Below are 25,930 nucleotides of genomic sequence, written 5' to 3'. Positions count from 1 at the left end.
ATGAGAACAATTGCTCCATAGAGCAGGGGGAAACAAAAGTGTGATTATGATCAGATTGCCATTTTACCGGGCACTTTGGGAATCTCTCGAGTGCAGGAAAAAATCACTTTTGAAAAAATCTGAAAATTGCGGACCGATAATCGACGTTGCGCGAAATGAAATCCGCAGGCAGATTCCGGGTTGAAATTTTAAATAAGATGTTATGAATCAGCTCTTTCGGTTCTGAAATCAATCAGCCTGCGATAAGACAGTATGAACGCAGGAATAGATTCCGATGTGTCGTGCTGGTGAATGCAGCTGAACCAATTGGCATGGAATTCGCTTTAGCTAAATGTGTGAGTTCGTTCAACAGACGAATGAGATTCAGTCATTAAGATCCTCTGTGCTCTGATGACTCCAACAGGACAAGAGAAACGAGTTTCACCTGGTTTGTACGATGTCGTACGTGTGTACGTGTATGAGAACAGTCTGGTTGCTCCCCCCTATTTTCCTGCCTCATGAACAGTTTCTTCCCGCTTAAGAAACATGCTCGCTTGATTTTTATCGTTTATTATTTGAAGGAAATTCCATGTTTAGCAGGCACACTTTACGCAAACGTGGCTTCACTCTAATCGAACTGTTAGTAGTGATTGCCATCATCGCAATTTTAATTGCATTGTTATTACCCGCGGTTCAACAGGCACGCGAAGCCGCGCGCCGCAGCACGTGCAAAAACCACATGAAGCAAATTGGGCTAGCGATGCATAATTATCACGATACGTTTTCGCGCTTCCCGATTGGCGAGCAATCTCCTTATTATCGGGCTAACTGGCGGGCTCCGATTCTACCATATCTGGATCAGGCTCCTGCTTATAATCAAATGAATTTTGACGTCAGTACAACGACGGGGGGCTTCGCTTCTCAGAATAGTGGTGGCTCGTACGGTTATGGAACGGGAGCCGGTTCGAATGAAGTTTTAAAAACCTTACGTGTTCCCGTTTATAACTGTCCCTCCAGTCCCCACTCCATCACTTCGAATGACAACGGGATGAATAACTACGACCAGGGGCAGACAATGGATTATGTTGGTATCGCCGGTGCCACGCCCGCCCCGGGAGCCCAGACGGGTGTTTGTTCTGCAACAGGTGCCGGTTATGGGAATGGTACTTACTGCAATAACGGTCTACTGGCACCCAATGACTGTTTTCGTATGCGTGATGTCAAAGACGGCACGTCGAATACGATCATCGTGGGGGAACAGTCTGGACAGGTCAATGGCAAGGACAGTCGTTCGAACTACTACGGTGGTTGGAGTGGGATTGGAACTGGGTCTAAAGTTCCATCATTGGGATCAGGTTCAAACTGGGGCTCCGGTACGACGACTGTGATGTATTCGATCAACAGCTTCTGGGATACCACTGCAGGTGATGAAGCATTCCGTCCCTACGGTGCCAATACCGTACTGGGTTCGTATCATACCGGTGGAACTCATGTTCTGCTGACGGATGGTGCCGTACGATTTGTCTCAGAGAACATTGACTTTGGCACTCTGGCAAACCTTTGTGCCAGGGGGGATGGTCTAGTCATCGGTGAATTTTAAACTCTTTGATTCGCAATTTGTCTGAGTAGATTCAGTTTATACATGTAAGAACCCCGGTTGTCTGACAGCCGGGGCTCTTACAGTTTCTCATGTCATAGATTTCTTTGAGGATCATTTTTGTGATGATGAAAAGCGTTCCTGTTCAATCGTTTGCAATGCTCTCGTTACTTTTTTGCTGGGCTTGTTTAATTACCGGCTGTGGTGGAGAGCCTGAAGCCAAAAAACGTGCTGATGTGACAATTACTGTGACACACGAGGGAACCCCCGTTACCGAAGCGGAAGTCCGTATGATGCAGGTCGGAAAAGGCGAAGGCGCCGTCGGGATGCTGAATGAATCGGGACAGGCTGAGCTCACTGAAGTGGTGCTCGGCAGTTACACGGTCACGATCAACCCACCGGAAGGCACCCCCGACAACCCGGCTCCCCAAAAAGAGTACCCGAATATTCCAAAGCAGTATCGCAACCTGAAAGACAGCCCGCTCAAAGCGGACGTCAAAGCAGGCGACAACGAATTTACCTTTGAGCTGAAATGAGACACGCGATCCTAAAATGTGATGCGATCTAGATCCGGCGATCAAGTATTATTTTCTACCACGAAAAACACGAACAGACACAAAACAAAACCTACCGTGAGCGGAATGGCGCTAGCCACCGTTTTTGAAACAGCGGTCCTACGGTCACCAGGAGCCGGGGCATTCTAATCGGTTCGAACCGCTGTTCGCAAACGGCGTCCAACTGGGGCTAATACTCTTTGCTGCAGTCATCGTCCCAAAAACAAGGATAACAGCACACCGTCGGCTAAGGTGAATTCTGACATCGCTAACGCTGTCGAACTCGAAATCAGTATCAGTACGATTCAATCAACACAGTCTAGAGGGCATCTCAAAACCTTTTTAATAGTGTAAATAAACACCCAAGAATTACAAAGCTTTCGTAGAGGTAATCGTGATATTCCCAGCGCGTGACAATGCGACGATAGTTGTGGAGCCAGGCAATACTGCGTTCCACAATCCAACGTCGTTTGAAGCGTGGAAGCTTTCGACCATCTTGCGTCGGCGGTTTGACTCTCGATTTTCGATGCGGGCAGATCAGATCGATATTCTTTTCCATCAGCCGTTTGCGCAACGAGTCCGAATCGGCGGCTTTGTCATAAACAAGTCGCTCGGGTTGTCGATTTTGCAATGTGATTTTTTCAAGCAGCGGTTCGATCAGCTTGACTTCGCTACGACGGGCCGATTCTGTGTCGATCGCCACAGGTGTCCCGTGACGATCGACAAAAATCATGACCTTTGTGCCTTTGCCACGACGAGTCGGGCCAACTCTTCTACCCCTTTTTTTGCCGAGGCAAAAGTGCCATCAGCAAAGGTTTCCGAGAAATCAATCTGGCCAGCATCATCCATTCGTTCCAAGATGATTTGCCAGGCAGATAAGAGCCGCCCTTCGATCGTCCATTGCTGGAAACGTCGATGGCACGTCGCTTTTGAGGGATACTCTCTTGGTAAATCTTTCCATCGTGCTCCTGTCACCAAAATCCAGAGAATGCCTTCCAGGCAATCTCGTGGATGGGCTTTTGGACGTCCTCCCTTTTTGGAAGGGGGAGTCCAGGGAAACAGTTTTGCGACTAAAGACCATTGTTTATCGGTCAAAACGACCGGGCGTTCCGTCCTGGACGCTGTTTTTGTGGAAACCCGTTTTCGTTTGGGCCACCAGACCAGCGTCATATACATAAGAAATTCTCCTTTCAGGAGAACACTTCATGCAAAAGACGCGCCAAACCGTTCACTTTTTTTGACGTTATGAGACAACCTCTAGTGATGAAACCCCGATCCGCCCGTTTGCGGTTTGTGATCGGGGCGGGCCGCAAAGTAATCAATGGCGGTCTGCAGGTCACTCAGCAGCATGTCTGCCATGTCCCGCGTGAACCCTTCCTTACAGACACAGCGGAGCACAGCGAGGTCGTCTCGGTTTTTGGGGAATGTGTAAGCGGGAACCAGCCAGCCGCGTTCGCGGACCTTATCAGAAACATCAAACACGCTGAAGTTGGCTTTGTCGTTTGTAGTGAAGGCAAACACGGGGATATCGCTGCCGTCAGATATCAGATCGAATGGCCCCAGTTTGGCAATCCCCGATGAAAGATACATTGCGACATCCTGCGAGGCCTGATGAATCTCGCGATAACCCTCGTGGCCGAGCCGTAGAAAGTTGAAGTACTGCGCGACCACCTGATTGCCGGGGCGTGAGAAATTCAACGCAAAGTTAGGCAGATCGCCGCCGAGATAGTTACAGTGAAAGACCAGGTCCTCAGGCAGCTCTGCTTTATCACGCCAGATGACCCAGCCCACGCCGGGATAAACCAGACCATATTTATGCCCCGAGGTATTAATCGATTTGACCAGAGGCAGTCGGAAGTCCCATTTAATTTCTGGTTGTAAAAATGGGGCTACGAATCCACCACTGGCGGCGTCAACATGGATGGGAACTTCCCAGCCGGTTTTCGCGTTGAGATCCACAAGTGCATCGTTGACCTCTTTCACATTTTCATAGCGGCCGTCAAACGTGCTGCCCATGATGACTACGACACCAATCGTATTTTCGTCAACCAGCTTCACGGCTTCGTCCGCGGTCAGGCAGTACCGATCCCCTTCCATCGGCACGAAGCGGGGTTCGATCTCCCAGTAACGGCAGAATTTTTCCCAGCAGACCTGCACGTTGATACCCATCACCATGTTCGGTTTGTCTGCCGGTTTTCCTTGTGCTTCCCGGCGCTCTCGCCATTTCCATTTCAGTGCCATACCACCTAGCATTGCAGCTTCACTGGAACCGATGGTCGAGCAGCCGACCGAGTTTTCTTCGTCGGGCGAATTCCAGAGATCTGCCAGCATGTTCGTGCACCGCAATTCAATTTCAGCAGTCTGCGGGTACTCATCCTTATCGATCATGTTCTTGTCGAACGTTTCTGACATCAACTGCTTCGCTTCGTCTTCCATCCAGGTGGTGACGAAGGTTGCCAGGTTCAGTCGCGAGTTTCCGTCCAGAATCAGTTCATCCCGAATCAGGTTATAGGCGACATTCGGAGGCAACCCTTCTTTAGGCATCAAGTATTTAGGAATCGGTTCCCGGGTATAGCGACCGCCGTACGCAGGGGTGAGCACGGAACTGAAATCGTCGTCTTTTAGATTTTTCTGGCCGTGTAACATGAACAGCTCCCTCCTGGATGATCAAAACAAAAAAAGAATGAGTGTACGGCTATAGTAATGACTGGCACAGGGATTTGAATGAAGATGCCGTCAAGGATTGGTTTTTCTGCAAAGTTTCTTGTTATGTCGTACAACCGACAGTGCATTGCCCAATGATGTCGAGTTTATCATCATTCAGATAACAATACCGATTGACCCACACTCCATCGGGGCTGATGTCTGTTGCGACCTGCATCCGGGTACGAAAATCCTCAGTTGGTCCATATCCATGTGCGAGTGCATAAATGGGCATTGGCCGAGCAAGTTTGCGCGCCGCAGCAATTTTTCGTTCCTGTGCATGGGGGCCGGTCAGATGCGGTTCATCGGGGCCGGGATAATAGATCTCAGCCAGCCGTGCCGGCGGTTCGGAATCGGCGATGTCGAGAAACTTAAACAGTGCACGGACCAATAACGATTCGGAGATACCAGGATTAGCAGCCAGTAATTGATCGCCATAAGACCGCAGGATCATTGACCAGTGCATCCCATACAGTTTGACGCTGACGGAATTGCAATACTTCGCAGCGAGTGAATAATTCATTCCGGAAATGATAGACCAGGGAGGCGGAAACGCACTGGGGGCCAGTTCGATTTCGGGTTTCCCCGCTTCGTTCATCGTCTGACGAAACCCTGCCAGTAACTCTTTGGAAAGTTGAGCCTTCATTAACATCATGGCAGAGGCCCCCGGATAATGATCGTTCAGCCAGACAGTGAAATTCGCGGCCTGGTTCTCCTCCGAAAGCCAGTTTTCAAGGTCAAAGTTCGTTAAGCCTCCATTGAGTTTCTGATACAAAGACTGCGCGTCTGACTGCATCTGATCGAAGTCGTACCCCAACCGGTCGGCTGCTGCTTTGGCATGATCGCTGAAATCAAAAAAAGCAGAATCCAGAAAATAAGGCGGGTATTCCGGCCAGTCAAAGCGAATTCCGTCGATATCGGGATACTGTTTGAGCAGATCCCGAATGAAAGCGTGTTGATAATCAATGATATGCGGGCTGGCCAGACTGCCGTTATTCGCGACACGTTTACGTGGCAGGGAACCATTGGGCAATCGGGGAATATCATCTTCTTCAGGCCCACCAAACTGCACACGGTATCCAGGTGGAATCGCTGCCTGCACCTGGAAGTAGACTTCGAGGTCTCGGTCATGTGCCGCCTGGATGAAATCAGAGACTACATGACCTGCGTCGCGTGTGAGATCATCGGGTTTGGCTGGCTGGTAGCGCAAACCGGCATACAGTGATTCATCGGGAACAAAGCTGGGTGAGGTCTTCACCCATAGCTCGCGTTTGTTTTGCCAGAGCGGACGATCCAGCAGGCGAACTTTGCCAGCACCCGCATCAGCCGGTGGCTCGCGAACCCCGGTCTGCTCGTCAGCCAGTTGCATCACATAAGGCGAAGTTGCAACCGCAGTGACTCCCGCACGCTGCATGAGATTGTCGAGCACGGCTTCGACTCCCTCATACTGCAGGTACTCTGGTAACACAGTGACGCCGATTTGTCTCTGCTGGCTCATGATTCCCTCGCATAGATGCAGAATGTAAGTTCAGAGACTTTTATTTTATCTGCTGAAGAGAAATGATCTCCACCCTTGCGCGGCGATTTTTTTTGACTTTAGGGAGAGCCGGGTAACTTTTCGCAAAGTGCAACGAGAATGAACGTGGCAACAGGCCCCAGCAGGAGGGAAATCAGAAACCAGTTTAGTCCACTCCGGTTTTTCCCTTGTGCCAGGCCCGCGTTGATTAAAGCCAGAGAGCCCCAGCCGACAAGGTATCCGGGCTCTTGAGGAATCTGCGCAGCAAACAGCATAAGTGTCACTCCTGATGAAGGATCGAACCATATTCTACTACAGGCAGTCTGATCTCAGCCGACCATCGAGTTGAAAAACCACCGACCGAGACGCTTTCGTCCCGGTCGTTCAGCAGGTCACTCTGTAATGATGTCGTTCACGGTACCGCCGCTGGGAATCATCGGCAGCACATGTTCCTGGTAGGTGCAGATAACGTCGAGCAGATAAGGGCCGTCCGCCGCCAGCATTTCTGCCAGTGCTTTCGGGAATTCTGCTTTTGAACGAACCTGCTTAGCCTGCAGACCAAAGCCTTTAGCGATCGAAACGAAGTCCGGATAGGTTTCTTCGCCATGTGAACCATCGCCTTTGCCTTCTGCTTCGGGGTGATGTACGGGGCCGAGATAGGTATGAGCGCGACGCCCATCCATAAAGCGGTCTTCCCATTGAACCACCATTCCCAGATGCTGATTATTCAGCAGCAGAATTTTGACCGGCAGTTTTTCCGTGTGAAGCGTCGCCATTTCCTGCACGTTCATCAGCATCGAGCCGTCGCCGTCAATATCGACCACCAGTGAATCCGGGAACTGTGCCTGAACTCCCATCGCGGCAGGTAGGCCGAAGCCCATCGTTCCCAGTCCGGAACTGCTGAGCCAGTGGCGCGGTTTGTTGAACTTATAGAACTGTGCCGCCCACATCTGATGCTGACCAACGCCAACGGTGATGTATGGGTCTTTGTCTTTGGTTTGATTCCAGAGTTCGTGAATCGCATACTGCTGCGAGAGCACGTCTCCCAGTTCCGGATATTTCAGCGGGTACTTTTCTTTCCACTCTTTGACCTGAGCCAGCCAGCTGTCAACCTGAGGCAGGTCGTTATCGGTAATGGTTTCGTTCAACGCTTCCAAAACGTATTTCAGGTCGGCGTTGATCGGAATGTGGGCTTCTTTGTTTTTCTGCAGTTCGGAAGGATCGATATCAACGTGCACGATCTTGCCGTGTTTGGCGAACTCTTCCAGTTTTCCGGTCACACGGTCATCAAACCGCACACCAAAGGCCAGCAGCAGGTCGGCTTCATTGACAGCATAGTTCGCGTAAACCGTACCATGCATGCCCAGCATATCGAGGCACAACGGATCGTCGCCGGGGAAAACTCCCAGTCCCATTACAGTCGTGGTTACAGGGATATTTGTGCGATGGGCAAACTTAACCAGCTCTTCAGAAGCGTCAGAAATAATTGCACCACCACCCACATACAGGATCGGCTTCTTGGAGCGTTTGATGGCTGCCAGAATCTGACGAATCTGCTCAGGAGCCGCTTTACGCAGTTCGGGACGATAACCGGGCAGATAGGTCTCGGGATCGTAGTCAGGCTCTTCATCGAGCGTGGCCAATTGGCAGTCTTTCGGGAAGTCGATCAGAACCGGGCCGGGACGGCCGGTGTTCGCAATGAAAAAGGCTTCCTTCACAATCCGGGCGACATCTTTCACGTCGGTGACCATGTAATGATGCTTGGTGATCGCACGGGAAATTTCGACCATTGGCGTTTCCTGAAACGCATCACTACCAATCACCGCCTGTGGCACCTGTCCGGTAATTGCCACCATCGGTATGCTGTCCAGCTTCGCATCGGCCAGCGCGGTCACCAGGTTGGTCGCACCAGGGCCACTGGTCGCCATACAGACGCCGACTTCACCAGTAGTGCGGGCGATTCCCTGGGCAGCGAAACCGCCACCCTGTTCGTGACGAGGCAGCAGAGTCCGAATGTCGTCTTTATATTTAATCAATGCCTGATGCAGGGGCATACTACAGCCGCCGGGATAAGCAAAGATCGTCTTCACGCCCTGCCGCACCAATGCCTGAACCAGAATCTCAGCGCCATTGATTGTCGTAGTTTGCGTCTCTTTTTCGTTGGCAGTGGCCACTGTTTCACCCTTCTGTTTCGATGATCTCTAAGGTCTCAAATAATTCGTTTCAAATGATCAACCAGCGCGATTCCATGGCGGAATCCGGCTTCAATAGTTGATCACCAATTCCCGCTTACCAAAACGGTCTGACATGTAGACGCACCTCGTACGCCCAATGTTCGTTCTGGAAATTCAAGAACTGATTTGCGGTCAATTCTATCTTCTCTCCAGTACAATAACGAGTCATTTCCTGCCCAGAATCCAATTTTCGTGCAGAGACATTCACGTTAGTTGCCTTGGGGTAACAGGTTACAGAGCCTGTTCTGGTTGTATCGATTGAGCTGCAGCTTAGGCTAGGCAGATGATCGAAGGCCGACACTACTCTGACTCTGGGATGATGCATGACGTCTAAGTCTATTTGAATAATCAGGTTAGGGACATCGATGGTTGTGATTTGCAATGAACGGATCATTCTGCCAGGAAAGGTTTGCGGGAGCGATTTCTAATTGGTATGATATATAAGTGATTATTTAAATGAATTCGTTTGGGCAACGTTGCCGAACTGAATAAAGAGACGTTGCATCGCAATCGAATTCGAGTCCCACCACCATCAATCCTTCCTTATCAATGCAGCGAGTCGAGGTGTTAAGCATGAGTCGTCCCGCAAACTCGATCCAGGTAACTCAATCACGGCGTTCTTTCCTCCAGGCAGGATTTCTCACGCTGGGTGGTTTGGGATTAAGCGATTTACTCCGCCTGCGAGAAGCTGCTGCTTCTCCTGCGAAGACCACACCGGATACCTCGGTGATTCTCATCTGGTTACAGGGTGGCCCGAGCCATATGGAAACCTACGATATGAAGCCGAACGCACCGGTGGAATATCGAGGAGAATTCAATCCGATTCATACCAACGTTCCGGGCATCGATATCTGCGAACACTTACCCTTGCATGCGAAGGTGGCAGACCGCTTCACCATCATCCGTTCCATCTCACACGGCTTTGCCAATCATGCCGGCGGTGCGGGTCGGTTTCTGTCGGGCCGTGATCCATTGAGACCATTGGAACCGATTTCCCAATTTCCGACGATCGGTCCCATCGTTTCCAAGATGCGCGATCATGTGAATAACGGACTTCCGAATTATATCGGAAATCAACCGCGCGTGTATGGCGGCGGAAGTTCTTATCTGGGTGAGGCAGCCTTGCCGTTTGTCGTTGGCTCTGATCCGAACCTTCCCAATTTTCAAGTACCGAACATTACTATCGACAATAAACTGAAAGACCGACTCGATGATCGGGTAACATTGCTGACATCATTCGATCAGATGCGCCGTGACCTCGACCAGAACGGTTCGCTAAAGTCGATCGATAAATTCAACACGCGTGCTCTGGAAATGTTGACCAGTGATCGCGCTCGCAACGCATTCGATATCTCACAGGAAAGTGATGCCACTCGCGATAAATATGGCCGTCACAAATGGGGCCAGCGTGCTCTGCTGGCCCGTCGACTGGTCGAAGCGGGCAGCAGTTTCGTCACCATGCAGATGCAGAACCCGGGTGTCAAAGGCTGTGCCGGCAACTGGGACATTCACGCGGTGAATGGTCACTTGTATGATGACTTGCGAGGACGACTGCCAATCTTTGATCGCGCTGTTTCGGCTTTAATTGAAGATATCTATGAACGGGGCTTGGATAAAAAAGTGATGGTCATTGTCTCGGGCGAATTTGGTCGCACGCCGCGCATCAACCCGCAAAAAGGAACCCGTTCCAAAGTCATGCAGCCCGGCCGCGACCACTGGCCCGGTTCGATGTCAGTCCTGGTATCGGGTGGCGGCATGAAAATGGGCCAGGTCATCGGCTCTACTACCTCAAACGGCGCATACGCCAAAGATAACAAACTGGATCCGAACGATCTACTCTCCACCGTCTATCGTTTCCTGGGCATTGATCAGAACCACGCCTTCCTCGATCACAGCGGCCGTCCCATGCCTATTCTCCCCAAGGGCAAACCCATCGCTGAGTTGAGCTGAGAAGTTCAAGCAACAGAACAAGTGTAATAAACCATCGGGTGGTCCCGGATGCAATCCGGGATTGCCGAAGGCAACAGGAGGTCGTAGCGTGAATGAAGTACGTTTCAGACGCGTGCCTTATTCAGGAAACGGTGATTCTTGTGAGACTCTGTTGTGAGTTGGATGCGTGTGGCCATCTCACCCTGTCGGTGTGCAATAAAAAATAGGCCGGGAAGAACCGGGGCTAACGCCCTGCGGCTAATTTCCCCAAGCGAATGGTCCCGAGATACAGTAGGCACGAACCCCTATTGCTCTGTCGGTGTGCCACTGTCGGCTGGTCCGACAGTGCGCGTGGTATCACGCGTCTGCGTCTCTTGCACTCTCTGATTTCATTTCGAACGCGGTTATTTGTTGCCGGAGAGAGAACGGGCAATCCGTTTCGCTTCGTCCATGGTTTTGATGCCTGTGATCATAACCTCGGCACCCATCGGCGCGCGAATGATGGGGGCCATGATGACTTCTCCGTCGACGACCACCGCCAGTGGTTTATCCACATGCTCTCGACTCGCTTTGCGGATTATAGCGGCGCCTTCCTCGTTGAGCTTGAGGGTGACCAGGGGCATCTGTTCGGGATCCATTCCTACCTGGGCCTCCATAAAATGCTGATTGGACAGAATCGGCTCCGCAGGTAACCAGACGTCGCGATCGATCTCTTCTATCGATCGTTTTTCCAGTCCTTCTCCGGGTTTCATCTCAGCCAGAAAAAATTCCACGATTGCATCCGGCTGTGGATTGCCAGCGTAGATTTCCTGTCCCACTGCAAAATCGGCGGACGGGTCTCTGCTCACATCGTATGACCAGATACCAAAACCGATCACCAACAGCACACTGATGCAGAGTGTGTTCCAGAGGAAGAGAGAAGCTTTGAGATATCGGTCCAAGGCGTCTGCAGTATTGCGTCGGATGTGCCGTAGACTACTTGTGTATTTATGCAGCGCAAGTGCCAGCAGTAGAAATACGCAAGCCCGCGCCAAATGCACAAACACAGCCAGGCGACCACTGCGGGAATCGGTCAGTAAAATGCCCGGCTCAACTTCCATGCGGAATTGTACCAGAAACAGAATCGTGGACAGGACAAATCCGAGGATCAGAAACAGATAAATGAAGTAGATCACCGGCAGCGAGCGGGTCAGGGGAGCCAGCAGATGTTCTGGGACCGGTGTTGCGGGGATGGTTTCCGTAGGAGTTTCCGGGTCAGTCATCAGCAGCGCTCCGATTGGATCTGAAGGGAAAGTGAAGTGAATTGTCGAATCCATCCTACCTGCTCAAAGAAATACTGTCTATTGCAGGTCCCTGCAGACGGGCGAACCAGCATCATCCCGATATTCATCTGGGTAGTCGCGGATGAAATCCGTGATTGTTGCAGGTAACAGGTAACTGTCAGTGTGAGTGTTGCCTGGTGAGCAACAGCCCTTCATTTTTCAGAAGTCAATGACCACGCTAAAAGCGCCATTGTCCATTCTGTGATCGATGCTCTAAGATGTTCCCGCAGAAACTGAATGTCCGTCAAGCCCCTGATCTCACTTACTCTGGTTTGGAAAGCAGTGCCGATGGTAGAAAAAACAGTAGTCGCCCGAGAGTTTCTGTTAAAGAATCCTCAAGGGGATACGCGCGGCCGACTAGGGTTTTATGGTTCCGATGATTCCCCACGGATACGACTCATCGACAGTCTCTCTCACGAACGAGTATCTATTGGAATTGCAAACGACCACCCGGGGATTGGGATCTTGAATCCCAATGCCAGCACTTCATTTATTATCGGCTGTATTTTTCCAAATACTACCGGGGTGATGATCAACGATGAACGGGGAGTACTGGGAACCACGCTTCTGGTTCGGCCAGGCTTTCCCGGTAATATCAATATCTATGATCCTGAAGTGGAAGAAAAAGGGATTGAAATTTTGTGTAATGTCTGCTGGACGAGTTCTCAAAGTCAGCAATAAGCGAGTGACGCGGTAAAATTCTTCTTGATGACTCGATTTAGTGAAAGTGACACGGAGATGACCGAAGAAATCAAAGAGGTGATTCAAGCGGAAGAATTTCAGTTGGTCGATGCACAGGGAAACGTGAGGGCGCGGCTGGGGTTTGTCGAAGGGGAGCCCTGCCTGCAGTTTATCGACAGCCAGGGCTGTGAACGGATCAAGATCGGAATCTCCGCGGATGAGCCTGGGATTCGGATTCTGAATTCCGACGCCAGCACACAGACCGCCATCGGTACGATTGACGCGGACCATACAGGCATCATGCTTTGTGATGAAACAGGAGTACTGGGAATGACACTGTTGATTAACCAGAATCGCGAGAGCCACATGAAAATCTATGATCAAGAGGGCGAAACATTCTGGGCTGCCCCCTGAATGATTTCCTATTTGATTCGCTGGGAAACCCCAGATGCAATCCGGGATTGTCGCAGGCAACAGGTAACTGTCAGAAAAATGACACGCCAATCTCAATCACGATTTCACAAACCGCACACAATAAACTGGCGGCAGGTAATTTGAGATCGCCTGCCATGCATCGCCGCCGTTTTCTGAAATCCAGAGATTGCCGGTCGTGGATCCGACGGCCAGGACATCGCCCGTTTCATCGATGTCTAACGCGTGTCGATACACGATGTCAAAGCTTTGTTTCCCAGGCAGACCGTTAGTGAGTACTTCTGATGTCACGCCTCCATCGATCGTGCGGGCCACGACAAACTCTCCGTCTACAGGTACGCGGCACTCATCTTTCACACCGGGAACAAACCAGGCCGTGTCCGGTTGCCTCGGATGCACGGCGACCGCGAAGCCGAATTTCGCGGGCTGAATGCCGGTCACTTCCTGCCATGAACTGGCACCGTCGGTCGTGCGGAACACGCCGTTATGATGCTGCACCCAATACGTCTCGGGGCGAGACGGAGACTGCACCAGCCGATGCACGTCCTGGATATTAGGGTTCTTGGCCTGATCGGGGGGCGTGTATTCTGCGTACATGCCGTCTGCTTTGCAGGTCCAGCTTGCTCCATCGTTGTCTGTCACCCACACACCGCCACAGGAAATTCCGATTGCCACGCGTTGACTGTTTTCCGGATGTACACAAATCGAATGAATGCCCGGATCATCTTTACCACCCCCAAACCATCCTTGTCGTTCAGGCAGATCCCACAAACTTTCCACCAGTTGCCAACTGGAGCCGCAATCATCGGAACGAAACAGGCCGCCGGGAATCGTACCACACCAGAGCCGCCCCGGCTGATCAGCGCCGCCCGCTTCCAGCGCCCAGATTTCACTCAGGCTGGCGGGCTTTGGTTCGCCGTCTGTCGAAAACGGCCCCGCTCCTTTGGTCGCCCCTTCCGGATAAACGGGAACCGCACACTCTTCCCAGTTCTCATCTCCGTCGGTACTACGATGCAGCTTGACGCCAAAGTGACCATGATTCAGCGCAGCATAAGTCTTGCCGTCTCGCGAGTCATGCAAGACCATCGAGGTGTTTTCACCCACAAAGTCGTGCCGACTGATGTCCCAGCCGTTCGCACTTCGATCAAGTCGAAACAGGCCTTTCCGCGTTGCGATGTGAAGAGCAGAACTCATACCAGGCACCTTTCAATCGGATTGCTGTTGTATCTAAGAAGAACGAATCATTAACCGCCGGAGAGTGCCTGCATCACGTAAATTTCACTGTCGGGTGAGATTGCATCGCTGAGGTGTACCCGGTCGACAATGGTTTTCCCGTCAATAAAAATCACCATATGTTGACGCAAACGATTCTGGTCATCAAGCACGTAACTCTTTAGCTGCTGCTGAGTTTCAAATACCGCATCCAGCGCGTCACGGACGGTTGCTCCCGAAACGGTGGCTTCGGAGCAATCGAGATGACGTTGCAGATTGGCGGTAAAACAGACGCGGACCATAGTTTGCGTATGCTACACGGTACAAATTCGAGAGGCAAACAAATTTCTGCAGCGGATTGACCATATCAATCAATTGACATCTTTCCCTGAATTGCCACGCGAAATCGCTCTCGGCTATCGACATTCGGAAAGCGGCTTCGGTAGAATCAAAGTCAATACGCGTGATTCTTTTCTGTAATTGACTTTGGTTCCTCTGATTCAAAAGAGTGGTTCTATGAAGAAACTCTTCCTGCCCGCTTCGCTTTATAAAACATGTTCCTGCCTCATGACAGCGACCGCTTTGCTGTTCCTGTCCAACTCCATTGTCTGGAGTGCCGACAAGGCAGAAGCCAGCGATGTCAATAAAGAGGCCAACCAGAGCGAAGATGTTCTAGCCGGCCATTCGTATCATGGCGAAGTCTTCAACGAAGGACCGCGTCGTGCCGCCTATCTGATGGGCAATACAGGAGACGTTCACTTTGATGTGACCGTTAAAAACCCGGAAGCACAGAAATTCCTCGATCAGGGATTAGGCCAGCTGCATGGTTTCTGGTATCTGGAAGCCGAACGTTCCTTCCGTCACGCGGCGAATTTAGATCCCGATTGCGCGATGGCCTTCTGGGGCGCTGCAATGTGTAATCTGAAAAACAGCAAACGGGCCAAAGGTTTCATCGAAGAAGCCAATAAACGCATCGACAAAGCCAGCCCGCGCGAAAAACAGTATATCAAAGCACTCGAAGCGTATATCAATGCCGACAAGAAAAAGTCCAAAGAACGCAACGACGCATACACCAAAGCGATGGAAAACCTAATCCTGGATTACCCCGATGATCTGGAGGCCAAAGCATTTCTGGCAGTGCATCTTTACAGTTCGCGCTCATCCAGTACAAGCTATATCGCTGCCGAAGCGCTTTTGCAGGATATCTTCGCGAAGAACCCAATGCATCCTGCGCACCACTACCGCATTCATCTCTGGGATCACCGCAAACCGGAAATGGCGCTGACGTCAGCGGCAAAATGCGGTCAGTCCTCGCCCGGTATCGCTCATATGTGGCATATGCCCGGACACATTTACTCACGGCTTAAACGCTATCAGGATGCGGTCTGGCAGCAGGAAGCCTCGGCACGCGTCGATCACGCCCACATGATGCGTGACGCGGTCATGCCCGACCAGATTCACAATTACGCCCACAACAACGAATGGTTAATTCGCAATTTAATTTTCATTGGCCGCGTGCACGACGCAGTTGCACTTGCCAAAAATATGATCTCACTCCCACAACATCCGAAATACAATACGTTGAAAAAACGGGGCAGTGCCAAGTATGGTCGCATGCGTTTATTACAGGTTTTGCGCACCTATGAATTGTGGGACGAACTGATTGCCCTTAGCCAGACTCCCTATTTAGAGCCGACCGATGTCGAAGACGAACAGGTCAATCGCCTGCGTTATCTGGGGCTCGCCTATTATGGGAAGGGAAACATCAAAGAAGGCGACGCACAACTGGCGAAGCTGCAGAAACGGCTCGACAAATTTCAGGCCGAGAAGAAACAGGCAGAACAGGCCGCCGTATTAAAACTCAAAGGAGAGACTCCAGTTGCCGCTTTAAAACCGGGGGCTTCCAAATCTGAGAAAGAGACGAAAGCCATCAAAGCGGTCACAGAAAGGGCGGGCAAACCGTTCGTTGCGAAAATCAAAAAACTGGAACGCCCGATCAACGCGTTAAAAGGGCATCAGGCCATCGCTGCCGGTGACTTCAAAACGGGCCATGAACTGTTGAAAAAAGCAGGCGGCGCGGATGAGGTATATCTGCTCTCTGTACTCTGGAAATCGGGCGAAGAAGAGAAAGCGGAAAAAGCCCTGCGAAAGATGATTGGTTCTCACAAGAACGAAGTCCAGCCGCAAGCCACACTGGTAGAGCTGCTCTGGCAGTCTGATAAAAAAGAAGCGGCCAAAAAGGAATTCGAAACACTGCGCAAACTTTCTGCCACCATCGACCTGGATGTGCCTCTGTTTGTCCGATTGGCACCGATGGCGAAAGAACTCGGGTTCGAAGCCGACTGGCGAATCGAAGCCGTCGCCGCCAGCGATGTCGGAAACCGCCCCGATCTGAAAACACTGGGTCCCTTCCGCTGGAAACCTTCGCCCGCACCGACCTGGCAGTTGAAAGATGCGACCGGCAAACTCCGCAGCTCGGAAGAATTTAAGGGTAAGCCGCACGTGTTGATTTTTTATCTGGGTTTCAGCTGTCTGCACTGTGCCGAACAACTGCAGGCGTTCGCTCCGATGGTTCAGGAATTTGAAAAAACAGGCATTCCATTAATGGCCATCAGCACCGATAACCAGGAAGGTCTCAAAACGTCGATCAAAAATTACGACAAAGGAGATCTGCCAATCCCGCTGTTTTCTAATGATAAACTGGATACCTTCAAAGCCTTTCACGCGTATGACGACTTTGAAAAACAGCCCCTGCATGGCACGTTTATCATTGATGCCGACGGAAAGGTCCTCTGGCAGGACATCAGCTACGAACCCTTCATGGACCCCAAATTCGTGCTGAAAGAAGCAAAACGGTTGATGCCGCAATTGGGAAGTAAAGAAGTCTTGAGTGCGGTTTCAGCGAAAGAATAAACAATTTCGCTCTGATTTAAAAATGTTGAATGTCAGGTGAAAGTGGTAGTGGTGTTTCTCGAAAAAGTTTTTTCTACCACGAAATTCACGAAAAACACGAAAGAAAGCTGTCTTTCAAGAGCAGATCAAAGGGTGGTCCCGAATGTAATTCGGGATTGCCGCAGGCAACAGGAAAATGACGGGGTAGACATTCTCAGGAGTATTAACCGATCACATTCCTTGAACAAATCTAGAAACTTCGTCCTTACTTTTTCACTCGATTTCTCTGTCAATTTCCTGCTCACCGGGTGCCACTGTCGGCTGGCCCGACAGTGCGCGTGTTATCAGACGTGTGCATTTCTTTCACGCTCTATTTCAATTTGGATTGAGACCGGTTTCTGGTTTGATTTTGCTCTCAGTTCGAATATTTATTCTGATGACCGGAAAGAACCGGGGCTAACGCCCTGCGGCTAATTTCCCCGAGCGAATTGTCCCGAGTTACATTCGGAACAACAAATGCCAGTAATCTTCGTCGTCGACAGGATTCATTTTCCCTCGATAATATGCGTGGGAATCCCGTCCAGGCTGGTCTGGTTTTTGTCGTGCCAGTATTGTTGCAGTCCTTCCTGGCCCTGCTTGGCGGCCCAGGTGGTGAGGTGTTCGCGTTCTTCCACATAATCATAGAACGGCACACCCATGCCGCACGACGTCTGTACCAGTTCCACGTTCAAGTCAAACACCTGTCGGGCACCGGGAATGGGTGGGAAGTGTGCAGACAGTTCGTCCCATTCTTCGTTGTAGGGATGGATGACGCGTGCCTTACCAAAGAGCCTTAAGATCAGCGGCTTTCCCGTGAAGGCACAGAACATGACCGTCATGCGGCCATCTTCCTGAACATGGGCCGAGGTTTCGTTGCCGCTGCCGGTGACGTTAAGCCAGATCACACGATTCGGATTCAGCACGCGAAACGCGTCCATGCCTTTCGGCGAAACATTGATCAGGCTTTCCGCCGTTGCGGTGCCCACGAAAAACAGTTTCTGTTCGCCGATGAATTCAATCAGTTTGTCGGACAGTTCGGATAGTTTTTGTCCCATTGTGTGTCTGCTTTCTCAAAAAGGAGTGGAGAGAGAAATTCACGCGCGGATGATAACAGACTGACCCGTTTCTGGCAAAACGGGTTCAGGGTAACAGATCAGAGTCTACTGATATTGCCGCCGATAGACGGTCGGACTGATGCCCGTCTGCGCTTTAAAAACTTTCGAGAAATGGCTGTGATCATAAAAGCCGCACTGATTGGCGATCTGGGAAATCGTGTCGGTCGTGCTGGTCAACAGACGACAGGCGGCTTGAATCCGCACATGGTTGATGTAACTGGCAGGGCTGGTATGGAACAGTTTCCGAAAGCGTCGTTGAAACTGACTGGTTGAAAGACCAACCAGCGATGCGAGTTCCTTCACCGTAATTTCGCGTGGATAATGATCGTTAATCTGATCGAATACACGCTGCATCTCCAGATAGGGGGCAATCGCCAGCCCGGCCCGGCGGTAATCGCGCATCATACCGACAATACCCGCCACCTCGCCCCGTTTGTCGAATAGCGGCTCCTTGATCACCTGAAACCAGGTCGTCGCGCCTTCGCCCCCCGTCACCGGGTGTACCAGATCAACGAGTGGCTCGCGCGTCTCCATCACGCGGCGGTCTTCCCGCTGATACGCTTCGGCCTGATCGCGGGGATGAATGTCAAAATCGGTCCGGCCGATGAGTTCTTGCTCGTCATCCACTTTGAGCCAGTTCAATAGAGCACGGTTATGTTTGATGAAGCGTCCCTCGGCGTCTTTCACAACCAGATACACATCAGGTAAATGGGCGAACAGACGGCAGGTTTGCTCAATTCCGGGGACTTTTTCAAAATACTGACGTTGGAGTGAGGCATTCATGGCGATTTTTCTGAAACAGGAATGCGCCAAATATACACAAAATCGACTCGAATTTCCAAGACGCACACCGTAGAGAACATTACAATGAATGAAACAAATCGATTGTTTGTTTGATCAACCCGCGAATATCTTTCATAATGACATACACAAACTCGGCTCATTTCAAAATGGCTTACGAGGAGAAATTGATGACGAAAAACAGTGCGCTCAATCGTCGTGACTTTATTAAAACGGCTGCTGCCGCAAGTACGGTGTTTTCAGTTCCGACGATCATTCCCGGTACTGCACTCGGACTGAACGGCACCGTTGCTCCCAGCGAACGCATTATTCTGGGTGGCATCGGCATTCGCCGCCGCGGCGGTTATGTCTTGAGTCATATGCTCGAACAACCCGACGTCCGCTTTGTCGCCATCGCCGACGTTCGCGCCGATCAACGCAAAACCGTCAAGGAAATGGCCGACAAACAGAACGGCGATCAGAAGTGCGACACTTATCGCGATTTCCGCGAACTGCTGGCCCGCGATGATATCGACGCCGTTCTGATTGCCACCGGCGACCGCTGGCACGCCACCGCATCCATGATGGCGGCCGAAGCAGGTAAAGATGTCTACTCCGAAAAGCCGTGTGCGATTTCCATTGAACTCGCCCGCAAACTGCAACAGACCATTCAACGTACGGGCCGCGTCTTCCAGGCAGGCACACAACGCCGGAATGTCTCCAACTTTGCACACGCCGCCCAACTGGCGCAAACGGGACAGCTCGGAAAAATTCATACCGTACACGCTTCGATCTACCAACTGATTGATCGTCATGACTGGCTACCCGCCGAACCAGAGCCCGATCCTGAAGTTGTCGACTGGAACATGTGGCTTGGCCCCGCACCATGGCGGCCTTATAACCACGCGTACGTCGACGGCGCGTGGCGCGGGCATTACGATTTCGATTCCGGTGCCAAGCTGCTCGACTGGGGCGCGCACACGCTCGATATCTGCCAGTGGGCACTCGACGCCGACAACACGATGCCCGTCACCTATGAACCCAAAGATGTTCCCAACGATAACGTCATTGAGTGCATGTATGAAAATGGCGTGAAACTCGTCATGCGGCGCAATGGCTGGATGGGTCTCGGAACTTGTCCCGTGCGTTTCGAAGGGGAAGCAGGCTGGGTCGAGACCGGTGATTCCGGGCAGACGGCTGTTTCATCAGATCAGCTCCGTGCTTCTTTACCGTCGCCCAGTTCGATTCCGGGAACGTCTCCCAAATTTCACGTGCGTGATTTCTTTAACTGTGTGAAAACCCGTTCTCAGCCGGCCGCCAATGAAGATGTGATGGCCCGTTCGCACATCGCCTGTCACGCCGCCGCGATTGCCTGGAAGCTGGGACGAAAAGTCCAGTTTGATCCGGTAACGGAAGAATTTGTGAACGACGACGAAGCCAACCGCATGCGGAGCCGCGCGATGCGGGAACCGTGGACCGTTTAGTTTCCTCCACTGTTCGTCACACGATTTCCACTTTCATTCAATATTAATCACTTGAGGGATTCCCACTCATGTTTTCGTTCAGATTCTGTCTGCTCTGTTTGATTTCCGTCAGCCTGTTTCACTCAGCCAATCTGGTTTCCGCCGCAGAGAAATCAGAAGAAGCGGCCCGCCTGGTCAAGGTTCTGAATTCCGATGCAGGTACGTACGACAAAGCGATGGCCTGCCGCCGTCTGGCAGCGATTGGTGATGCGTCGTCGGTTACCGCGATCGCAAAATATCTGGGCGATGAAAAGCTGGCGACCTATGCTCGTTCGGCTTTGGAAAATATTCCCGGTCCTGCGGCAGACAAGGCACTGGAAGAATCACTCAAATCGGTTAAAGGAGATCAGCTGGTCGGCGTGATCAATTCGATTGGGAAGCGCAAAGATAAAAACGCGACTCAAGAACTCGCAACATTGCTCTCCGATAAAAACGCCAAAGTCGCGATCGCTGCCGCCCATGCACTGGGCGCCATTGGCACAAAAGAAGCCGCAACCGCATTACAGGCGGCGCTCGGCAAAGGAGATGCGAAAGTACAAAACGAAGTCGGTTTTGCCTGCCTGATGTGTGCGCGTTCGCTGGCAGAGAAAGATAAGCCAACGGCTCTCACTCTAACAAAAGCAGTCAGAAAATCAGACCTGCCGAAAAACATCAAGCTGGCGGCGACACAACGGGCGATTGTGCTGCAGGGCAAAGCAGGCCTTGGTCTGTTGACAGACGAACTCAAGTCAGATGACCTGTCACAATTCCGTTCCGGCCTGCAGGCAGCGAGGGAACTGGGAAAGATTGCGACTCCCACACTGATTGCCGCTTACCCGAATCTGTCCGATGAACGTAAAGCATTAACGATCGCCGCATTGAGCCTTGCCCACGATTCTGCAGCACTGCCCCTCGTGCGTGAAGCCGCCACCAAAGGCTCAGGTGCTTTGCAGCTACAGGCAATCAATTCATTGAGCGAACTCGATGAGTCTCTGAATGAAAGTGCCCAGCTTCAGGTGCTCGGAGATCTGTTTGGTCTGGTAAAACAGAACAATCCCGAAATCGGGGGTGCGGCTGAAGCGGTAATAATCAAATTCAGTTCCAGCCAACCTGCTTCCCAGGTCAAAACATCCATTGAAACCAACACACGTAAACTGGTCGAAAACGAAGCACTGCCGGAGCAACTCGCGGGTCTGAAACTGGCGGGGGAATGTCGTATCAGTTCGCTCACGCCGACCGTGCTGCAACTGGTCAGTCACTCCAATCCCGAAGTCAAACAGGCGGCCATCGCTGCACTTGGCGGCACGACATCGTCAGCAGATCTGTCCCAACTGATCGGACTCGCGTTGAAGAATCCCGGTGACGCCAACATCGGCACAGCCCTCAAATCCGCCTGTGCACGTTTGCCTCTGGAAGAGACTGCGAACACGCTGGCCGCCGCCATGAAAGAGGCTTCGATTGAACAGCAGCAATTGTTGCTCAATCAACTGGCGGCCATCGGTGGTGAGACGGCGCTCAAGACCGTCGTCGAAGCGGCCCGTTCCGATGAGGACGCTCTGCAAAACACGGCGACCGACTTGCTTGGCAAATGGGTCACGATTGATGTCGCACCGCCGCTATTGGAGCTGGCGAAAAATCTGGAGAATCGCAAATACAAAATCCGTGCGCTGCGTGGATACATCCGCGTGGCTCGCCAGCTCAATATGACGCCCGAACAGCGGCTGGAAGTCTGCCGAAATACGCTGGCGAATGCCGAGCGGAACGATGAGAAGAAACTCGTGTTCGAAGTGCTACGCCGCTATCCGACGCCACAAGCGGTGAGTTATACAATTGAACTACTCGGCGACAAACAACTCAACGTGCCCGCCGCTGCCACCGTTATTTCCTGGGCCGAGCGAGGGACGCCCATTGAAGAGGATCTGTTGTTACACGCATTGCAGCAGGTGGTTGCTACGACTTCGAATAACAATCTGAAACAACGAGCCGCGCAACAATTGGATCGCGTCAAGGCACAGGCGAAACAGAACGAAAAAGACCTCGGCTTCCAGTCTCTGTATGATGGGAAATCATTCGCGGGCTGGCACGGCAATGAAGAAATTTTCCGTATCGAAGACGGCGAGATTGTCGCCGGCAACCTGACTGAGAAAGTCGAACGGAATGAATTTCTGCGTACAAATAAAGAGTACGATGATTTCGAACTCAAGCTCGAATTTAAACTGCTGGGTGATAAAACCAACGCGGGCGTACAGATTCGCACCGCGGAAATTCCCGATCATCACGAAGTCAGCGGTTATCAGGCCGACCTCGGCACCGGTTACTGGGGCTGTCTATATGATGAATCCCGCCGTCGCAAAATTCTGGCGGGGCCCGACAAAGAGAAACGCGATTTTCCCGTTCGCATGGATGACTGGAACACCTATCGCATTCGCTGTGAAGGCCCGCGAATTCAATTGTGGATCAATGGTATCCAGACCGTCGACTTCACCGAAGAGGATCCCAAAATTCCGCTGAAAGGCATTATCGCCCTGCAGATTCACGGAAATCTGGTGAATCAGGTGCATTATCGCAATGTTCGCCTGCGGGAGCTGTAAATCGGGGTCCAAGTCGCGTTTTTTCTACCACGAAAAACACGAACGGACACGAAAAAGAAACCAACCGTGAGCGGCATGGCGCGCAGACCTGATCTCAATCAAACCAACCAGGGTAAGCCCGAATGTAATTCGGGCCGAGCGCAGCGAGCAGGAGGTTTCAGTGTGTATGAGGTACGTTTCAGGAGCGGACCTCAATCTGAAAACTGCTATTCGTAGGCGGCTCTGTTATGAATGGGATGAGTGAGTTGTGACATCCAGTTTGCCACCGTTTTTGATGTAGTGGTCCGATGATAACCAGGAGTCGGGATGTTCTAATAGCTTCAAACCGCTGTTAGCAAAGGGCGTTCAACCGGGGCTAATCTCCCCACACAATCGGGTGTGGTGTGCCACTGTCGGCTGGTCCGACAGTGCGCGTGGTATCTTGTGTTTGTGTCTTTTTCAGTCTCTAATTTCTTTTCGAACGCGGTCGGTTTCTGTTTGGATTTTGATGATCGTTCGTTCGATTTCTCTGTTCGTTTCCAGTTCGCTGCGCTCACCCCGGATTGCATCCGGGGCTACCCATTTTTGTTTTCGTGTATTTTCGTGCCTTTCGTGGTAGAAAAAACATCGGGAGAAAACTGGACACAGGATCGCTCACCTCGAGGAAAAACAGTCGTTCAGCCACATTTTTGAGATCCGCCCCTTGCGATAATAGTTTGCGCCGCGAAAATAGAGAATAGGCAAATCAGCACTCTCTCATGACCTCGGCGAGGCACGGATGTCAGAAATTCCACAAGAACTTGAAGAACTTTTTCAACAGCTCAACTCGGAGCAGCAGGCAGCCGCCTGTCACGATACCGGTCCACTGTTGATTATCGCTGGGGCCGGCACAGGGAAAACGACCACGCTTTCGCATCGAGTGGCCTATCTGATTTCGCAAGGCATTGATCCCAGCCGAATTCTACTGCTCACCTTTTCGCGGCGTGCCGCGAACGAAATGATCCGCCGCGTTGATAACTTGCTCCGCGCATTGGGAGCAGGCCGCGAACGTTCGGCCGCTTCAGCCCGCTCGCGCAGTATCTGGGGAGGCACCTTTCACTCGACAGCGGCTCGATTGCTCAGGCGATACGGTCAGGCGATTGGCTTGCCCGATGACTTTACCATCATCGATCGTAGCGATGCCGAAGATTTAATGAGCGCCATCCGCAGCGAACTGGAACTGGGCAACAACGGCAAGAAGTTTCCCCGCAAAGGGACGCTCTTGGAAATCTACAGTCGCTGTGTGAATACCTGCTCGAAGCTAGAGCCGATTCTCGAACGGCACTACCCCTGGTGCCTGGAACATGTAGACGACCTCAAAAAACTGTTTCAGGCGTTTGTCGATCGCAAAGAGAAACAGAACATTCTCGATTACGACGACCTGCTGTTGTTCTGGCATGCCCTCGCCTCAGATCCCGCAGGCGGCAAGCTGTTACGCGGCCAGTTTGAAGCAATTCTGGTCGACGAGTATCAGGACACGAACGTTTTGCAGTCGGGCATTCTGAAAAACCTTTCACCCGAGGGAGAAGGTCTCACAGTGGTGGGCGACGATGCACAGTCAATTTATTCCTTCCGGGCGGCGACCGTGCGAAATATTCTGGACTTTCCCCAGGAATACCCGGGCACGACGATCGTCACACTCGAAGAAAATTACCGCAGCACACAACCGATTCTGCAGGCAACGAACCAGATTATCGACGAAGCCCATGAACGGTATGAGAAAAATCTCTGGTCGTCGAAAGTTTCGGGCGAAGCTCCGTTTATTGTAGACTGCAGCGACAACAACGAGCAGGCCGACTTCGTGGTACAGCAGGTACTCGAGCACCGAGAAGCCGGCATTCCTCTGCAGAAGCAGGCCGTGCTGTTTCGGGCGTCGAACCATAGTCTGCCGCTGGAAGTCGAACTGGCTCGTCGTAACATCGTCTATCACAAATATGGCGGCTTGAAGTTTATCGAAACGGCCCATGTCAAAGATCTCATGGCTTATTTACGTCTGGCGGAAAATCCCCGTGATGCGGTTTCTGGCTTGCGTGTGTTAACGTTACTGCCGGGCATCGGTCAGAAAAAAGCACAGCAGTTGCTCAACCTGTTGGCCGAAGCGCAATTTCGTTTTGATGCGTGGTCCGAATTCAAACCACCGGCGGCGACCGTCGAACATTGGCCGCTGTTTGTGCGACTGATGAAAAATCTCGCCTCGCCGCAATCCGAGAAAAAGGGTATTTCCGCCGAGGTGCATCAGGTGCGCACTTTTTATGCGCCGCTCCTGGATCAGCAGTATGACAACGCACCGGCCCGCCAGCGCGATCTGGAACAACTGGAACAGGTCGCCAGCCGCTTCAGCAGTCGCATGAGTTTTCTGGAAGAAATTACCCTCGACCCGCCCAGCTCGACACAGGATGTCGCGACCGGCAGCGATAAGGCCGACGATGATTTTCTGGTCTTAAGCACAATACATTCATCGAAAGGACTGGAGTGGGACGCCGTTTATGTGCTGCAGGCGGCCGACGGCAGCATTCCTTCAGAGATGTCGCTGGAGAGTGAAGAGGAAATCGACGAAGAACGCCGATTGTTTTATGTCGCGCTCACGCGGGCGAAAAACTGGCTCTACGTATGTTTCCCGCATCGTCAGTATTTCCAGAATCGACGCTGGAATCAGGCTCACAGTTACGCGCAACTTTCGCGGTTTGTTTCTTCAAAAACGTTGTCACTTTTTCAGCGACGACCGGCGTTCAACGCCGAGGATCTGGATACACCAGAGGAAGCACAAATCGAAACGACGGCCGAAGACATCCGCAAGAATATTCGCAACATGTGGACCGTCTGATCGCAAATGG

General features: G+C 51.8%; 20 protein-coding genes. 9 read left to right on the top strand and 11 right to left on the bottom strand.

Annotated features, from left to right (window positions below):
- The first annotated feature begins 568 nt into the window (after window positions 1-568).
- Window positions 569-1,579 (top strand): DUF1559 domain-containing protein, encoded by a 1,011-nt coding sequence (locus Pan241w_RS27370; RefSeq protein WP_145222407.1) that lies wholly within the window; start codon window positions 569-571, stop codon window positions 1,577-1,579.
- Window positions 1,580-1,701: 122 nt separating this feature from the next.
- Window positions 1,702-2,112 (top strand): peptidase associated/transthyretin-like domain-containing protein, encoded by a 411-nt coding sequence (locus Pan241w_RS27365; RefSeq protein WP_145222403.1) that lies wholly within the window; start codon window positions 1,702-1,704, stop codon window positions 2,110-2,112.
- A gap of 349 nt (window positions 2,113-2,461) precedes the next feature.
- Here Pan241w_RS27365 and Pan241w_RS27360 read toward each other — a convergent pair whose 3' ends face one another.
- From Pan241w_RS27360 to ilvB, 6 genes are all read right to left on the bottom strand, one after another.
- A complete protein-coding gene (locus Pan241w_RS27360) occupies window positions 2,462-2,863 on the bottom strand; it encodes a transposase (protein WP_145209663.1) in 402 nt (133 codons plus the stop codon).
- On the bottom strand, window positions 2,860-3,306 hold the full coding sequence (locus Pan241w_RS27355; RefSeq protein ID WP_145209666.1) for a transposase: 447 nt from the start codon (window positions 3,304-3,306) through the stop codon (window positions 2,860-2,862). Before Pan241w_RS27355 ends, Pan241w_RS27360 begins: the two co-directional genes overlap by 4 nt.
- Before the next feature lie 81 nt (window positions 3,307-3,387).
- Window positions 3,388-4,776 carry a glutamate decarboxylase gene (locus Pan241w_RS27350; protein WP_145222400.1) on the bottom strand — a complete coding sequence of 463 codons (1,389 nt, stop codon included), beginning with the start codon at window positions 4,774-4,776 and terminating at the stop codon, window positions 3,388-3,390.
- A 121-nt stretch (window positions 4,777-4,897) separates the two neighbouring features.
- Window positions 4,898-6,331, bottom strand: a complete 1,434-nt coding sequence (locus Pan241w_RS27345; RefSeq protein WP_145222397.1) for a hypothetical protein — start codon at window positions 6,329-6,331, stop codon at window positions 4,898-4,900.
- Window positions 6,332-6,429: 98 nt separating this feature from the next.
- Window positions 6,430-6,624 (bottom strand): hypothetical protein, encoded by a 195-nt coding sequence (locus Pan241w_RS27340; protein ID WP_145222395.1) that lies wholly within the window; start codon window positions 6,622-6,624, stop codon window positions 6,430-6,432.
- A gap of 117 nt (window positions 6,625-6,741) precedes the next feature.
- Complete coding sequence (ilvB, locus tag Pan241w_RS27335; RefSeq protein ID WP_198000185.1) at window positions 6,742-8,523, bottom strand: biosynthetic-type acetolactate synthase large subunit; 1,782 nt, start codon at window positions 8,521-8,523, stop codon at window positions 6,742-6,744.
- A 633-nt stretch (window positions 8,524-9,156) separates the two neighbouring features.
- Here ilvB and Pan241w_RS27330 point away from each other — a divergent pair.
- Window positions 9,157-10,533 carry a DUF1501 domain-containing protein gene (locus Pan241w_RS27330; RefSeq protein ID WP_145222392.1) on the top strand — a complete coding sequence of 459 codons (1,377 nt, stop codon included), beginning with the start codon at window positions 9,157-9,159 and terminating at the stop codon, window positions 10,531-10,533.
- Window positions 10,534-10,916: 383 nt separating this feature from the next.
- Here Pan241w_RS27330 and Pan241w_RS27325 read toward each other — a convergent pair whose 3' ends face one another.
- Complete coding sequence (locus Pan241w_RS27325; protein WP_145222389.1) at window positions 10,917-11,774, bottom strand: SecDF P1 head subdomain-containing protein; 858 nt, start codon at window positions 11,772-11,774, stop codon at window positions 10,917-10,919.
- 297 nt (window positions 11,775-12,071) lie between these two features.
- Between Pan241w_RS27325 and Pan241w_RS27320 the strand changes: the two genes are divergently transcribed.
- Complete coding sequence (locus tag Pan241w_RS27320) at window positions 12,072-12,515, top strand: hypothetical protein (RefSeq protein WP_145222386.1); 444 nt, start codon at window positions 12,072-12,074, stop codon at window positions 12,513-12,515.
- A 27-nt stretch (window positions 12,516-12,542) separates the two neighbouring features.
- Window positions 12,543-12,929, top strand: a complete 387-nt coding sequence (locus tag Pan241w_RS27315) for a hypothetical protein (RefSeq protein ID WP_145222383.1) — start codon at window positions 12,543-12,545, stop codon at window positions 12,927-12,929.
- A 96-nt stretch (window positions 12,930-13,025) separates the two neighbouring features.
- Here Pan241w_RS27315 and Pan241w_RS27310 read toward each other — a convergent pair whose 3' ends face one another.
- The gene (locus tag Pan241w_RS27310; RefSeq protein ID WP_145222380.1) at window positions 13,026-14,141 is read right to left on the bottom strand and encodes a WD40/YVTN/BNR-like repeat-containing protein; all 1,116 of its coding nucleotides are present in this window, start codon (window positions 14,139-14,141) and stop codon (window positions 13,026-13,028) included.
- Window positions 14,142-14,191: 50 nt separating this feature from the next.
- A complete protein-coding gene (locus Pan241w_RS27305; RefSeq protein ID WP_145222378.1) occupies window positions 14,192-14,461 on the bottom strand; it encodes a MoaD/ThiS family protein in 270 nt (89 codons plus the stop codon).
- Window positions 14,462-14,675: 214 nt separating this feature from the next.
- Here Pan241w_RS27305 and Pan241w_RS27300 point away from each other — a divergent pair, with 214 nt between their 5' ends.
- A complete protein-coding gene (locus Pan241w_RS27300) occupies window positions 14,676-17,072 on the top strand; it encodes a peroxiredoxin family protein (protein WP_232107293.1) in 2,397 nt (798 codons plus the stop codon).
- 524 nt (window positions 17,073-17,596) lie between these two features.
- Here Pan241w_RS27300 and Pan241w_RS27295 read toward each other — a convergent pair.
- Window positions 17,597-18,145 (bottom strand): pyridoxamine 5'-phosphate oxidase family protein, encoded by a 549-nt coding sequence (locus tag Pan241w_RS27295; RefSeq protein ID WP_145222375.1) that lies wholly within the window; start codon window positions 18,143-18,145, stop codon window positions 17,597-17,599.
- A gap of 105 nt (window positions 18,146-18,250) precedes the next feature.
- Window positions 18,251-18,988 carry an AraC family transcriptional regulator gene (locus tag Pan241w_RS27290; RefSeq protein ID WP_145222372.1) on the bottom strand — a complete coding sequence of 246 codons (738 nt, stop codon included), beginning with the start codon at window positions 18,986-18,988 and terminating at the stop codon, window positions 18,251-18,253.
- Window positions 18,989-19,176: 188 nt separating this feature from the next.
- On the opposite strand from Pan241w_RS27290, the gene Pan241w_RS27285 reads away from it, so the two are divergent.
- The 3 genes from Pan241w_RS27285 (at window position 19,177) to Pan241w_RS27275 (ending at window position 25,920) form a co-directional block, all read left to right on the top strand.
- Window positions 19,177-20,469: a Gfo/Idh/MocA family protein gene (locus tag Pan241w_RS27285; protein ID WP_145222369.1), complete on the top strand. Its 1,293-nt coding sequence runs from the start codon at window positions 19,177-19,179 to the stop codon at window positions 20,467-20,469.
- A 68-nt stretch (window positions 20,470-20,537) separates the two neighbouring features.
- Window positions 20,538-23,078, top strand: coding sequence for a DUF1080 domain-containing protein (locus Pan241w_RS27280; protein WP_145222366.1), 2,541 nt, complete (start codon window positions 20,538-20,540; stop codon window positions 23,076-23,078).
- A gap of 757 nt (window positions 23,079-23,835) precedes the next feature.
- On the top strand, window positions 23,836-25,920 hold the full coding sequence (locus Pan241w_RS27275; protein ID WP_145222363.1) for an ATP-dependent helicase: 2,085 nt from the start codon (window positions 23,836-23,838) through the stop codon (window positions 25,918-25,920).
- Window positions 25,921-25,930 lie beyond the last annotated feature (10 nt).

The sequence above is a fragment of the Gimesia alba genome (assembly GCF_007744675.1).
GTDB lineage: Bacteria > Planctomycetota > Planctomycetia > Planctomycetales > Planctomycetaceae > Gimesia > Gimesia alba.
The sequence above is the reverse complement of the archived record's forward strand: the minus strand, read 5'-3'. Positions and strand labels throughout refer to the sequence as shown.